At 52.4% G+C, this 13,454-nt stretch carries 10 protein-coding genes, 1 tRNA gene and 3 pseudogenes; 11 read left to right on the top strand and 3 right to left on the bottom strand.

What is annotated here, in order from left to right; all coding sequences use genetic code 11:
• Positions 1–5: 5 nt before the first annotated feature.
• The 3 genes from dnaG (at position 6) to J0X12_RS05770 (ending at position 4,232) form a co-directional block, all read left to right on the top strand.
• Positions 6–1,895 carry a DNA primase gene (gene dnaG / locus J0X12_RS05760; protein ID WP_207043179.1) on the top strand — a complete coding sequence of 630 codons (1,890 nt, stop codon included), beginning with the start codon at positions 6–8 and terminating at the stop codon, positions 1,893–1,895.
• A 68-nt stretch (positions 1,896–1,963) separates the two neighbouring features.
• On the top strand, positions 1,964–4,030 hold the full coding sequence (gene rpoD, locus J0X12_RS05765) for an RNA polymerase sigma factor RpoD (protein WP_207043181.1): 2,067 nt from the start codon (positions 1,964–1,966) through the stop codon (positions 4,028–4,030).
• Between the two features lie 125 nt (positions 4,031–4,155).
• Positions 4,156–4,232 (top strand) — tRNA-Ile (locus J0X12_RS05770).
• A gap of 374 nt (positions 4,233–4,606) precedes the next feature.
• Here the strand turns inward: J0X12_RS05770 and J0X12_RS05775 are convergent.
• Positions 4,607–5,302 (bottom strand): annotated as a pseudogene (locus J0X12_RS05775) (IS6 family transposase).
• Positions 5,303–5,561: 259 nt separating this feature from the next.
• Here J0X12_RS05775 and J0X12_RS05780 point away from each other — a divergent pair.
• From J0X12_RS05780 to J0X12_RS05805, 6 genes and pseudogenes are all read left to right on the top strand, one after another.
• Positions 5,562–6,194 (top strand): TetR/AcrR family transcriptional regulator, encoded by a 633-nt coding sequence (locus J0X12_RS05780; RefSeq protein ID WP_207043183.1) that lies wholly within the window; start codon positions 5,562–5,564, stop codon positions 6,192–6,194.
• Positions 6,191–6,853: a glutathione S-transferase family protein gene (locus J0X12_RS05785; RefSeq protein WP_207043184.1), complete on the top strand. Its 663-nt coding sequence runs from the start codon at positions 6,191–6,193 to the stop codon at positions 6,851–6,853. The genes J0X12_RS05780 and J0X12_RS05785 overlap by 4 nt, the downstream gene beginning before the upstream one ends.
• 51 nt (positions 6,854–6,904) lie before the next feature.
• Positions 6,905–7,327 carry a VOC family protein gene (locus J0X12_RS05790; RefSeq protein ID WP_207043185.1) on the top strand — a complete coding sequence of 141 codons (423 nt, stop codon included), beginning with the start codon at positions 6,905–6,907 and terminating at the stop codon, positions 7,325–7,327.
• Positions 7,328–7,339: 12 nt separating this feature from the next.
• Positions 7,340–7,822, top strand: a complete 483-nt coding sequence (locus tag J0X12_RS05795) for a VOC family protein (protein ID WP_207043189.1) — start codon at positions 7,340–7,342, stop codon at positions 7,820–7,822.
• Between the two features lie 12 nt (positions 7,823–7,834).
• On the top strand, positions 7,835–8,239 hold the full coding sequence (locus J0X12_RS05800; protein WP_207043191.1) for a DUF1428 domain-containing protein: 405 nt from the start codon (positions 7,835–7,837) through the stop codon (positions 8,237–8,239).
• 1 nt (position 8,240) lies between these two features.
• Positions 8,241–8,366, top strand: a pseudogene (locus tag J0X12_RS05805) (polyketide cyclase); the annotation flags it as partial.
• 54 nt (positions 8,367–8,420) lie between these two features.
• Here the strand turns inward: J0X12_RS05805 and J0X12_RS05810 are convergent.
• Positions 8,421–9,119: pseudogene (locus tag J0X12_RS05810) on the bottom strand (IS6 family transposase).
• Positions 9,120–9,323: 204 nt separating this feature from the next.
• Positions 9,324–10,199 (bottom strand): TauD/TfdA dioxygenase family protein, encoded by an 876-nt coding sequence (locus J0X12_RS05820; protein ID WP_207043197.1) that lies wholly within the window; start codon positions 10,197–10,199, stop codon positions 9,324–9,326.
• Between the two features lie 1,103 nt (positions 10,200–11,302).
• On the opposite strand from J0X12_RS05820, the gene J0X12_RS05825 reads away from it, so the two are divergent.
• Together J0X12_RS05825 and J0X12_RS05830 are read left to right on the top strand one after the other, a co-directional pair.
• Positions 11,303–12,508, top strand: coding sequence for an amino acid ABC transporter substrate-binding protein (locus J0X12_RS05825; RefSeq protein WP_207043198.1), 1,206 nt, complete (start codon positions 11,303–11,305; stop codon positions 12,506–12,508).
• A gap of 25 nt (positions 12,509–12,533) precedes the next feature.
• Positions 12,534–13,361 carry a phytanoyl-CoA dioxygenase family protein gene (locus J0X12_RS05830; RefSeq protein ID WP_207043199.1) on the top strand — a complete coding sequence of 276 codons (828 nt, stop codon included), beginning with the start codon at positions 12,534–12,536 and terminating at the stop codon, positions 13,359–13,361.
• The last annotated feature ends 93 nt before the right edge of the window (positions 13,362–13,454 follow it).

Below are 13,454 nucleotides of genomic sequence, written 5' to 3' on the forward strand. Positions count from 1 at the left end.
AAGAAATGGCCTTTCCGCCACATTTCATGGAAGAACTCAAGGCGCGCGTCAGTCTTGCGGATTTGATTGGGCGCCGGACAAAGCTGACAAAGAAGGGGCGTGAACATTCCGGCCTCTGCCCGTTTCATAACGAAAAAACCCCGTCCTTCACGGTCAATGAGGAAAAGGGCTTCTATCACTGCTTCGGTTGCGGTGCCAACGGCGACTTGATCGAGTTTGTAAAGCAGACGGAAGGGGTGGCTTTTCCGGAGGCGGTAGAACGGCTTGCGGCGCTTGCCGGCCTCGAGATGCCGGTTGAACGACCGGAGGAGAAAGCCCGTCAGCAACGCGCGGCAACCCTGCATGACGCCATGGAGCTTGCCGGCAAATGGTTTTCCTCTCAACTGGCTGGACAGGCGGGGGCATCTGCGCGGGCGTATCTCTCCCGCCGCCAGGTGTCCGAGGCGGCGGTGGCCTCCTTTCGGTTGGGTTATGCGTCGAACAGCCGGACTGCCTTGAAAGAAGCACTGATCGCCCGCGGCGTGACTGAGTCAACGCTGATCGAGGGCGGGCTTATCATCAAGCCCGACGATGGCCGCGAGAGCTATGACCGATTTCGCGATCGCCTGATGTTTCCCATCACCGATCAGCGGGGTCGCATTATCGCCTTTGGCGGCCGGGCGCTCGGTGATGCGCCGGCAAAGTATCTCAATTCCCCGGAAACACCGCTTTTTCATAAGGGGCATGTTCTTTACAATATGGCGTTGGCGCGCCAGAAGGCATATGACACCGGGACGATTATCGTTGCCGAAGGTTATATGGACGTGATTGCCTTAAGTGAGGCAGGGTTCACCCAATCGGTCGCGCCATTGGGAACAGCCATTACGGAGGATCAGCTGCAAATCTTGTGGAAGATGGCAGCGGAACCTATTTTGTGCCTGGATGGGGATACAGCGGGGTGGCGAGCCGCCTTGCGGACGTCCGAACGCGCACTGCCGCTATTAAAGCCCGGTCATTCATTAAGATTTGCACTCCTGCCAGCGGGACTAGATCCTGACGATCTAATCCGCAAGGAAGGGGCAGGAGCGATAAAAGACATTCTGGACAAGGCCCTGCCGCTTTCGGAAATCCTTTGGCGCAAGGAGACGGACGGCCGTTCCGTTGATACGCCGGAACGGAAAGCCGCCCTTGAAAAGGCTTTATACGGATTGTGCGATGAAATGCGCGATCCGGCCGTGCAGGGACATTATCGTAATTTTTTCAAGGACAAACTCTGGCAGGCTTTTCGACGCAAGCAGGAGGTTTCGGGACGGCCGGCTAACGGACGTTCAGACCATACCCGATTCGGCCGATTCGCGAATCGGTCGCGTGATTCGCAAAAATTGCCGTCCACCTCGCTTCGAAAGCCGTCCGTGCCGGATGGCGGCCGACGCGAGGAATTAATCCTGCTAACCGTGGTAAACCACCCGAAAATAATAGAAAATCACTTTGACACATTGGCGTCCCTGCAGCTTTCCAGCCCTCAACTTGACAGAGTGCGGCGGGCGATAATAGATATTGCAACGGTCGAATCATCACTTGACTATTCAGGCATGGCGCACCATCTAGCTAAGCGTAATTTGTCTGGACAGATAACGAGATTGCAAGGGCCGACAACAAAGTCACTGGACTGGTTCGTCGACCCTGCTGCGGCTTATGAGGACGCGCTGAACGCCTGGTTGCATATTGTGGCCCGCCACAAGTTAGAGGCGCTGCAGAAAGAACTTGAAGCAGCAGAACGTCAATTGGGAGAAAATGCGACAGCGGAAAATCTTGATCGATTGAAGATGGCGAAAAAAGCATTGGAGGATGCGTCGGGTAACGAGGCAAATCTTGACGGTTTCGGATTTGCGTCCGGCCGCAATACAATTGTTTAGACAAGCAAGATCCATTCGGACTCGCAGTGCGGGGCGGATACACCGGAATATTTCAGGAGTTAAATTTTATGGCGACAAAGAGTGCGGAAGCCGTTGATACGTCGGATCAGGGTGACGAAAGTCCCGATAGCCCACTAATTGATGCCTCGCAAGCAGCCGTTAAGAAGATGCTCGCGAAAGCGAAGGACAAAGGATATGTGACCTTCGACGAATTGAATGCGGTTCTGCCTCAGGACCAGATGTCGTCGGAGCAGATCGAGGACACGATGTCACTGCTTTCTGAAATGGGTATCAATGTTGTCGAAAACGACGAGGAGGGCTCGGATGACGCGCCTGCCGAAACGGCGGAAGATGATGACAGCGATGACGAAGTCGAGGAAAAAGCTGTAAAAGAGACGCCGGAAAAACCCGCGTCAACGGCTGGCGACCGCACGGACGATCCTGTCCGGATGTACTTGCGTGAAATGGGCACGGTGGAATTGCTCTCGCGCGAAGGCGAAATTGCCATCGCAAAACGGATCGAGGCAGGTCGCGGCAAGCTTATCGGCGCCATTTGTGAAAGCCCGCTTACCATCCGCGCCATTCTGAACTGGCGCGAATTGATGCTTCAGGAAAAACTTCTGCTTCGTGACGTGATCGACCTTGATGCGACATACGGCGCGGGAGCGGCCGCTGAAAAGGCACTGCAGGAAGGGTTCAGCGAAGATAGCGAGGACGACGACCTTCCAGCCAAGGGCCTGAGCGATGACGAAGAAGACTCTGATTCTGACGCCGAGGAGAGTGAGGGCGACAGCGAGGAGGAAGATGGCGAGGAAGGCAGCAGCCGGGACAAAGAGGATGACGACGAGGATGACGCCGAAGAGAACACGATGTCACTCGCGGCTCTTGAAGAGACTCTGAAGCCGGAAGTTTTCGAGCGCTTCGACGAAATCGCCAAGACATACAAAAAACTGCACAAGCTTCAGGAGGCCCGTCTGACGGCGGCGCTTGAAAATGAGGCTGTCCCCAGTTCACAGGAAAAGAAGTACGATAAGCTGAAACTTGAGCTGGTGAAGCTCATGGATGACGTCCATCTTACCAATAACCGGATCGAGGCGCTGGTTGACCAGCTGTACGGTATCAACCGCAGACTGATGAGCCTGGAAGGCAAGCTGTTGCGCCTTGCCGAACGTCACAAGGTTTCGCGCGCGAGTTTCCTCGAGAATTATTTCGGAAATGAACTTGACCCGGGCTGGGTCGACAAAATGGGAACCCTCAAGGCAAAGGGATGGAAAGATTTTGTCGTCAATGAGACGACTAATATTAGCGAAATCAGGAGCGAGATCATCAAGATCAGCTCTGAATTCGGCATGCCGATGAATGAATTCCGCCGCATTGTGAGTACGGTGCAGCAGGGCGAGCGGGAGGCAAGCCGGGCCAAGAAGGAAATGGTCGAAGCCAATCTTCGACTGGTTATCTCGATTGCCAAGAAATATACCAACCGTGGCCTGCAATTCCTCGACCTCATCCAGGAAGGGAATATCGGCCTGATGAAGGCGGTGGATAAGTTCGAGTATCGTCGCGGCTACAAATTCTCGACCTATGCGACCTGGTGGATTAGGCAAGCGATTACACGCTCAATCGCCGATCAGGCCCGCACCATCCGTATTCCAGTGCATATGATCGAGACGATCAACAAGCTGGTCCGGACGTCACGGCAGATGCTGCATGAAATCGGGCGCGAGCCGACACCGGAAGAACTGGCGGTCAAGCTCGGGATGCCGCTTGAAAAAGTCCGTAAGGTCATGAAGATCGCCAAGGAACCGATCAGTCTGGAAACGCCCATCGGGGATGAAGAGGACAGCCATCTCGGTGATTTCATTCAGGACGAAAATGCGGTGCAGCCGCTGGATGCGGCGATCCAGTCTAACCTGCGGGAAACGACAACCCGGGTCCTGGCATCGCTGACCCCGCGGGAAGAGCGTGTCTTGCGTATGCGTTTTGGTATCGGCATGAACACCGATCATACACTGGAGGAGGTCGGGCAGCAGTTTTCTGTTACCCGTGAACGTATCCGCCAGATTGAGGCAAAGGCACTTCGCAAGTTGAAGCATCCGAGCCGTTCCCGCAAACTGAGAAGCTTCCTTGATACCTGATTGAATGCGGACGCTCCGATAAAATTGGCGAAATTTCATTTCGCCAATTGCGTCCCTTTTCCGAACAGGCTAAATAGTCACGGATAAACGCTCTTCACGTCAGTTTCTATGGCGGAACATAATTCGGGCCTGTAGCTCAGCTGGTTAGAGCCGTCCGCTCATAACGGACTGGTCGTAGGTTCAAGTCCTACCGGGCCCACCACTCATTCATTGGCGAACCTGGATCAAGTCCAGGTTCGCCAATGAACCCCGCAGAACCGGGGCTTTTGAGGTTATGCTCTGATCTCAGAGAAGCTTGGAGTGACTCCATAAGACCGCAAATTCCCATTCGTCTCTGACGCCCTGTTTCAGGGTCCAGTTCATGGGATATTACGATGGACTATTGATGGAACCCGAGCCGTTTCCGCTGCTCATTCCAATCAGTTGGAAGAGGACTTATTCTGTTGAGATATTTAACATTCAACCTCTCCGGCAGATGACCGTTTAGAATATCCTCAATGATAGAGGCCGCCAGGAAGGCGAGGGGCAATGTCACATTAATTTCCTGTAGGCGCGAAGAAGCCGAAGTAGCAATATTTATGCAGTGGTACTTGCAGAATCCCAGACGGCAAATGCTTCAGCGCGACATTCCTTGAAATGAGACCGATTGATTAAGTGACGTTGTAGATAGAAATTGTTGTAAGTCGCTGAGTGAATATTGAGGAATTTCTGAGTCGATCCTGGTGATTTATACTTTTACATTTTTCGCTTTTTTCGCCGCACCGCGAGATGAGAGTTTTCCGCTCGATTGTTCGACCATTTGTTATCAATATGCTTGTCAGTTAAGCCAAGTTCTCGGAAGGCCTTGTGATAGGACTTCGGCTTATCTGTGACGATTTGTGTAGGCGCAAAACCTCGTTTCTTGAGTAGTTTGCGCATCAGCTTCAAGGCTGATTTCGTATTCCGCTTTGATTGTACGAGGAAATCCAAGACCTCTCCTTCACTATCAACAGCGCGCCAAAGCCAATATCGCTTTCCTCTAATAATGATGACCATTTCGTCCAAATGCCAGATATCATTGGGAGTAGGGCGGCAAGATCTCAGGTTTCTGGCGATTGGTTCGCCGAACTTCAGAAACCATCTTCTATCTGTTTCGTAGGAAATATCCAGACCACGTTAGGCCAAAAGATCTTCAATTTCCCGATAGCTCAGCGTAAATCGGGCATACAGCCAAACAGCATGTTGAATGATATGAGATGGAAATCGGTGCCGGGAATAGGAGATCTTTTGCATTAACTGAGATTAGCGCAGCATTAAATTACTCACCACAAAGTTAATGTGACAACACCGAAATACTACTACCAGCATATTAGTAAACATCGAGGTTTTTCGTCTAGAAAGTTAGTGTGACATCACCAAAAATGTGACAACGCGCAAGCTTGGTCACTGACACTAACGAATCTCAAAAAGGCTGCGTTTATTGCACTCGGCGATAATTGTTTCGCTTGACTCCATACCCATTAGTAGGTACGTAATAAACCAACTAGTAGGTATGGAGTCAATGACTGACGATTTTCATCCATCCAAGACGAAGCTGCTAGACGCGGCGCTGCAGGTCATCCGCGCAAAGGGGTATTCAACGACGCGGATCGAGGACATCTGCGCGGCGGCGGGGGTAACCAAGGGCAGCTTCTTCCATCACTTCAAGAGCAAGGAAGATCTGGCGCTGGCGGCGGCGGATTACTGGTCCTCGACGACCGCGGAGTTATTCGCCGGCGCGCCCTATCACGATCATGCCGACCCGCTCGACCGCGTGCTCGCTTATGTGGAGTTCCGCAAGTCGCTACTACAGGGCACGGTCGAGGAATTCACCTGTCTCGTTGGAACCATGGTGCAGGAGACCTTTGCGACCGACCCAGCGATCCGCGACGCTTGCGACGCCAGCATCTCGGGACATGCCGCGACCCTGGAAGACGACATCGCGGCGGCGATGACGCTCTACGGTGTCAAGGCGGACTGGACCGCGAAAAGTCTCGCGCTCCACACCCAGGCGGTGCTCCAGGGCGCCTTCATCCTCGCCAAGGCGAAGGGCGGACCCGCCGTTGCCATCGACAGTGTCGATCATCTGAAACGCTACATCAAATTGTTGTTCACGGCGGACAGCACGGCGGAACCTTCAGGATGACCTCCCGACCCAAACCTATCATTACCGTCTTCGAACGTTCGCCCGATGAAGGCAGGGGATTGGCGCGTGACATGCGCGTGCGCTGGGCGCTGGAGGAAGTCGGCCAGCCCTACGAAGTCCGTCCCGTCTCATTTGCCGCCATGAAGGAACCCGCCCACCGGACTCTTCATCCCTTCGGGCAGATCCCGACTTTCGAGGAAGGTGATCTCTGCCTTTTCGAGACGGGCGCGATCGTGTTCCACATCGCGAATAGCTACGCCGGCCTCCTTCCGGACGAAGCGAATGCAAGAGCACGCGCGATCACCTGGATGTTTGCGGCACTCAGTACGATCGAGCCGGTGATTGTCGACCGCGAAGTGGTCCACTATCTCGAACGGGATGAAACTTGGTTCGAGCGGCGCCTGCATACTGTCGAGGATCGTATCCGCGCAAAGCTGACCGATCTATCACGGTGTCTCGGCGATGCAGACTGGCTCGACGGTATGTTCAGCGCCGGCGATCTGATGACGGCCGATGTTCTACGCCGATTGGATGGATCGGGAATGCTCGAAGAACATCCCAACCTCTCGGCTTTCGTCGCTCGTGCCGAAGCGCGCCCGGCTTTCAGGCGGGCGTTCGAGGCACAACGCGCTTTCTTCAATGCCGCTGTATCGGTTTGAGCCATGGCAAGCCCTCACGACCACACATCAACACCAAAGGAGACATCAGAAATGGAACCGACAATATACCTGTTCTTCAAAGGGAACTGCCTTGAGGCGATGTCCCGCTATGCCGAAGTTCTCGGCGGCGAGATCATCGGAGTTTTCCGCAATGGCGACGTTCCTGATCCCGAAAGCCGCATGCCCGGCAGCGACGATATTGTGATGCATATGGCTATGAAGCTCGGCAGCACCACTGTGATGGCTTCCGACAATAGCGAAGAAATGTATGACAAGCCGCAGGGCTTCCGCGTTTCCATCGCACCGTCATCGCGCGCCGAATTCGACCGTATCTATGCCGCACTTGCGAAGGACGCTCAATCCGTCGAGATGGAACCGGGCGAGACATTCTGGGCCGAGCGATTTGCCATGTTCACCGACAGATACGGCACACCCTGGATGCTGAGTTTCGACGGCGCCAAGGCTCAGAACTGAAGGAGAAACCAGATGACGGAACTTGCTACATGTCTGTGGTTCGACCATGGCGAAGCACGCAAAGCCGCTGAATTTTATGCGGTGACATTTCCTGACAGCTATGTCGGCCGGATAAACTCGGCGCCCGGCGATTTTCCGGGCGGTCGGGAAGGGAGTGAACTGACCGTCGAATTTACCGTCCTGGGGCGTACATTTGTCGGGCTGAATGGCGGCCCTATTTTCACGCCGAATGAATCGGTCAGCTTCATGATTATCACCGAAAATCAGGAACAGACCGACCGCTACTGGAACGCAGTCATTACCAACGGTGGTATGGCGAGCGAATGCGGCTGGTGCAAGGACCGTTGGGGTTATTCCTGGCAGATTACGCCAAGACGGCTCATTGACCTGACGACCAGCGCCGACCGCGCACAGGCCAAGCGCGCCTTTAATGCGATGATGAAGATGCAGAAGATTGATATCGCAGCGCTCGACGCTGCGGTCGAAGAAAACTGAAGGAGATATGACATGAGTTACATCGACGGTTTCGTGATCGCTGTGCCGACCGCGAACAAGCAGAAATTTATCACCCGCGCCGAAATGGGCGACAGCGTTTTTGTTGACCTCGGCGCAACGCGAGTCACGGAATGCTGGGGTGATGATCTGCCGGTTGGCAAAGTCACGGATTTCCGCAAGGCCGTGCAGGCCAGAGACGATGAAACGGTCGTCTTTTCCTGGATCGAATGGCCCGACAAGGAAACCCGTGATGCGGCCATGAAAACGATGACCGGCTGGATGGAAAATCCGGAAAAGGGCGATCCGCGCATGAACCCGGAAAAGAATCCGATGCCGTTTGACGGTATGCGGCTGATCTATGGTGGCTTCACGCCGCTGGTCGTCGTCGGAAACAATGCGCAAGGAAAGGAGAAGTAACATGCTCGGCACCGTAACTTTGCACCGCGTTTTCACCGCCAAGCCAGAGAAGGTCTATCGCGCCTTTCTTGAGCCAGACGCGGTGGCAAGCTGGCTCCCACCTTTTGGTTTCACCTGTACAGTGCATGGGCATTGTCAGAGGAAAATCGCTGAGTAATAAAAGGGGGTAAGGTGTTGCCATTTAGGCGGCAAGCTGGCGCCATTCGGCAAGGCCCGCTTCACGTTTGAGCTTGAAGTTTTGACGACTTTGGAGATGACGTTCCTGATTTAAATGGTTGTGGACGGACGAATGAATTGAGACGAATTTTTGTAATGATTTTGTACTTCGGAATTTGGTCATTGCCCGCTCTCGTCGCCGGAAAGGTTGATGCGAATTTTCCGCTCGATTATTGAGCCAACGTCCAGTCTCTTGGCGGACTTCGTTACCAATCACTTTCATTGCTGCGCCGTAGGAACGGAGCTTATCTGTTACAATGATCTTTGGTGAACCATATCGCTTCATGGTTTTCTTCAAAAACCTCATCGCAGCCCTGCGATCCCGCCACTTCGTGACGAAAGCTTCTAGAACTTCTCCTTCGTTATCAACGGCGCGCCATAGATAATGCAATTCACCGTCGATCCGTACGAAAACCTCATTCAGATGCCATCTCTATTGTGGTGTGTTATGGAGGGAGGTAGCGCGGGTTTTTCTGATTTCTGCTGTAAATATTGGCCCGAACCGATTCCACCAAACGCGAACCGTTTCATAGCTAACATCGATGCCTCGTTCATGCAGAAGGTCTTCGACCTGACGTAATGACAATGGATATCGGACATACATCATGACGGCAAGGCGAATGATCTCGGGCGAATTCTTGAAATAACGGAATGGATTTTTCATAAGATGATCGTAGATTCCGGATCATCCTCGCTCAAGCCATTTTCCTCTGACAAAGCCACAGAGAAGCATTCAAACTTCAGAGAAATGCTGCACTGGCGTAGTGGCAGCAACTTAGTGCGGCATAACGGTATCACTTTTGTGCCATTTTATGCCATACAGAGACGACGTAGCATTCATCTGACAGCACCCTTTGAACTGATCCGGTCAGTCCCGGTTTCTTGATTTCAGAAAAAGGGCCAGTTGTCTGTCGTGACGGCTGATGGCAGATCGTCGGTCGTCATTCAGCCAGGCAGGCCATCTTGCGCCCTCGCCCGTTGGCTGATCCCCGACAACCGTGACCCGTTGAATGACGCGTTCTTCGGAAAAATCGTTCAACACATAATGCTGGGTGCACCGATTATCCCAGATTCCGATGGCGCCTTCCGACCAGCGGTATCGCACCGTGAAACGCGGATTCTGCACCCAGCCTGTCAGAAAGTCGAGTAAGACTGCACTTTCTGGCGCATTCATTTCGACGATACGCCGGGTAAAATGCTCATTCACATAGAGCGCTTTCCGGCCCGTTTCGGGGTGAATTCTGACGACCGGATGAATGGCCATCTGTTCGGGGTGATTATGCGGTAGCGCATCATGCAGTGCTGTCAATCCGGCACATAATTCTTGGATCGGCGGGGATAACGCATCGAACGCGGCACAAAGGTTTGCCCACATCGTATCGCCCCCGGTTGCGGGACATTTGACCATGTTCAGAATGGACATCAAAGACGGTTGTTCCTGAAATGTCAGGTCCGTGTGCCACTCATCGGCTACGCCGCCATTGCTTGCCGCCAGTTCAAAAACTTCCGGATGATCCAGATACGGGTTTTTCAGGTTTGGATGCCCCTCCAGTTTGCCGAAATGACGCCCAAGGGCGACGTGATCCTCAACAGAGAGATTTTGCTGCGGAAAAAACAGCACCATATGCTCGGCCAACAGACGCCGTATTTCCGCAATATCGTTGCTACTAACAGTCGCCAGATCGATGCCCTGTACTTCTGCGCCCAATGCACCGGACAGTCGGTTGATATCCCAGTTTTTCATGTCAGCCTCGATTTTTTTGTTTAATTGTAACCCCAATCCGCTGATTTGATAAATGTTTCTTTTCGTTGTTAAGGTTTGTGCATTCCTGAATTTAACGTTCGCTGTCCCCCGTCAGCAGACCTTTTCCGGCCCAACGTAATTGCTCTATTATGTTCCTGTAGTGGAAGTTTACAGAGTTCAAATTTCTCTAGCATACAAGACCACAAACGACCCCTAGGGGAAATTTGAGTGGTCGTTAGCTGACAACGCCCGTCAGCTCGTTACCTGAAAAGCATCGCATAATTCCTTTTTTTTATTTTAATCATTTTACTGTGACAACGCCCACCAGCAGTTTCTAGAGTGATGACTGATAAACTGTTCCCTGTTCTCGAAAATTATTTCCCTGATAGGAACTTAATTTTCCCTGATAATTTTCTTGCGGAAATTGAAGAAACATTAATAAAAATAGGGAGTTACCTCGGAGACACGGCTGATTTTGGGTCAAAATCGCCAAAAATCCCTGTTTTTTCCCTGTTAAACAGGGAAATTTGCAGAGACAGGTTCGCATGAGACTGCTACCTCCACCACTTATTCATAGGCGAACCTGGATCCAGTCCGGGTTCGCCCCTGAATCCCGCAGAACCAGGCCTTTCGGAGTTACCCGGGTATTGAAGGAATCGGCGCGGGTTGTTCGGATTTCTTCCCCAAACACTGGCCCGAACCGACGCCTCACGACGCACACCGTGTTATAGCAAATATCCGCACATTGTTGATTGGGAGGTTTTCGACCTAAAGCAATGACAGGCGACATTTTCAAGTGAAGCCTTGAAATGGTGGAAGGGATTTTTCATCGAAAAATCAGGAATTCAGACTGCTTATTACTCAAGATTTATGACTGGCAACACCAGGGTGTGCCGATAATTCACTGCATTATTTATGAGCATTTCAGTCTAGTAATTAATCAATAATCGCGTAATAGCAGTGACTTAAATGATAATTTCTATAAAAATGTAACTACTATAGTAGTAAATACGACATTGGCATGCTTCTTGCTGTGTTTTCCGGGATTGGCCGGCTGTCGCCGAGCTGACACTGGAAGGCATTTATCAGGAAGGATGGAGAAAATGGTGAAGGGGTTTTTAAATCGTCTCAAGTTGGCGACCGCCGCGGTGGGCGTGGTCACTCTCGGCTTGGTGACGCAAGGTGTAGCGGCGGATGGTGTTGTAAAGATCGGTGCTCCCTTGGCGCTTTCCGGTGGTCTCGCGGCGGAAGGGGCAAAACAGAAGCTCGCATATGATCTGTGGCTTGCGCGGGTTAATGCGGATAGCGGCATCAATGTCGGTGGCGTGAAGATGCCGGTGGAGCTGATCACTTATGACTATCAGACCGACGGCAAGCGGGCCAGCCAGCTGGCCGAGAAGCTGATTATTGATGATAAGGTTGACTTTTTAACCGCTCCATTCGGGTCCGGGCATTCCAAGATCACCGCTGGGGTGGCGGAACGATACGGCATTCCAATTATTGCAGTGGCATCTTCCGAGCCAGTCCATAACCAGGGCTTCAAGAACCTCTTTGGAACCCTCGCACCATCTGGTGGCCTAATTGACGGCATGCTGGATTTGTTCCTGAAAAAGAAACCAGACACAAAGAAAATCGCCATCTACGGCCGAGATGACGTTTTTCCAAAAATCATGGCGACCCTGATGTCGAAGGGGGCGACCGCACGCGGCCTTGAGGTCGTTTATGAGGAGCTGTACCCGGTCGGAACGCTGGATCACGCGACGGCTACGGTAGGTATGCGCTCCGCCGAGCCGGACTGGATTTATGTCACCGGATATACAGAAGATCTGGTGCTGGTCCGCAAGCAGATGGCAGAGCAGGGCGCCAGCGCGCCAATCATTACGATGATTACCGGCCCGGCATATCGTGAGTTTGTCGAAAACCTTGGTCCGCTTGCGGAAAACATCACGAGCGCAACATGGTGGCATTATTCCGCTGCCTATACCGGCGACGATGTGTTCGGTACGACACAGGCGTTCTATGATGCGGTTAAAGACGCCTCTGGTGAAGAGCCGGACTATGTTCACGCATCCTCTGCCGCTGCTATGATCGCCCTGCAAAAAGCAATTGAAACAGCAGGATCCCTGGACAGGGATGCGGTTCGCAAAGCACTTCAAGAGCTTAAAATCCAGACGTTCTATGGTCCCATAAGTTTTCGTGAAGACGGCCTGAACGATAACCGCAATCTTCCCATTATCCAGATTCAGGATGGCAAGCCAGTTATTTTGGCTCCTGCTGATCTTACAACGTCGGAAATGCGGTTGAACTAGTATCTCGAGATCAAGGATTACAATAATGAGTGGATACCTGACACCAGAGGAAGTGGCGGCTTTCGAGCGTGATGGATACTTTATGAAGAAGCGAGCAATTTCAGAAGCCCATGCGTTGGATTGCCGCCGCCGACTTGAGGCGATGGAAGAGAGCCTTCAGGAGGAATGCAACAAGCGCATGAAAATCAAAGCGCATGTTGTCTCCCCCTGGATGGTCGATTTGGCGCGTAACCCGATTATTCTGGATGCGGTTGAATCGCTTCTCGGTCCAAATATCATGCTATTTGGCTCTTCCATGTTTGCAAAGGCCGCGCAGAGCGACAGGTTCGTGTCCTGGCATCAGGATTCAGCCTACTATGGTTTATCGCCGAATGACTCGGTGACGGTCTGGCTTGCCTTTACGCCCAGTAATAAGGGAAATGGGGGGCTTCGCGTACTTCCAGGATCGCAGCAAGGCGATAATATGGAGCATGACGAAACCTATGACCCCAAGAACCTTCTTGCAAAAGGTCAGACAATTCGTGGCGTGGATGACGATAGAGCCGTTTATCTGGAATTGGAGCCGGGTGAGTTTTCCATCCATCATGTCAAGACAGCCCATGGCAGCCTTGGTAATTTTTCCGATGATCGCCGGATCGGATTGGCATTTTTCTATATCGGAGCTCATGTGGACTCTACACTCGGGCGACGCACCGCACTGCAGGTTCGCGGAGAGGATCAGTTTAATTACTGGGATGAGGATCCACTGCCACGCTATGACATGGATCCGGTCACCCTCGATTTCCTCACCAATATGTGGACGCAGTACCAAAGCAAGGAGGTCCAGCAAGCAGCGAAGGCTGGTAAACTCTAACTGCTTTTTACAGGGCATTTAATTGAATTAATTGCGCAAAACTTCCAATCAGAAGTACAGCGCTAAGCAACTACATAGCTGGATACGTTTATT

The organism is Sneathiella sedimenti, from assembly GCF_017313765.1.
Classification (GTDB): domain Bacteria; phylum Pseudomonadota; class Alphaproteobacteria; order Sneathiellales; family Sneathiellaceae; genus Sneathiella; species Sneathiella sedimenti.

What these genes read in the sequence shown, in the direction of transcription:
- J0X12_RS05825 (WP_207043198.1), top strand. Translation starts at nt 11,303, where the DNA reads ATGGTGAAGGGGTTTTTAAATCGTCTCAAGTTGGCGACCGCCGCGGTG.
- rpoD (WP_207043181.1), top strand. Translation starts at nt 1,964, where the DNA reads ATGGCGACAAAGAGTGCGGAAGCCGTTGATACGTCGGATCAGGGTGAC.
- J0X12_RS05795 (WP_207043189.1), top strand. Translation starts at nt 7,340, where the DNA reads ATGACGGAACTTGCTACATGTCTGTGGTTCGACCATGGCGAAGCACGC.
- dnaG (WP_207043179.1), top strand. Translation starts at nt 6, where the DNA reads ATGGCCTTTCCGCCACATTTCATGGAAGAACTCAAGGCGCGCGTCAGT.
- J0X12_RS05800 (WP_207043191.1), top strand. Translation starts at nt 7,835, where the DNA reads ATGAGTTACATCGACGGTTTCGTGATCGCTGTGCCGACCGCGAACAAG.
- J0X12_RS05780 (WP_207043183.1), top strand. Translation starts at nt 5,562, where the DNA reads ATGGAGTCAATGACTGACGATTTTCATCCATCCAAGACGAAGCTGCTA.
- J0X12_RS05785 (WP_207043184.1), top strand. Translation starts at nt 6,191, where the DNA reads ATGACCTCCCGACCCAAACCTATCATTACCGTCTTCGAACGTTCGCCC.
- J0X12_RS05790 (WP_207043185.1), top strand. Translation starts at nt 6,905, where the DNA reads ATGGAACCGACAATATACCTGTTCTTCAAAGGGAACTGCCTTGAGGCG.
- J0X12_RS05820 (WP_207043197.1), bottom strand. Translation starts at nt 10,199, where the DNA reads ATGAAAAACTGGGATATCAACCGACTGTCCGGTGCATTGGGCGCAGAA.
- J0X12_RS05830 (WP_207043199.1), top strand. Translation starts at nt 12,534, where the DNA reads ATGAGTGGATACCTGACACCAGAGGAAGTGGCGGCTTTCGAGCGTGAT.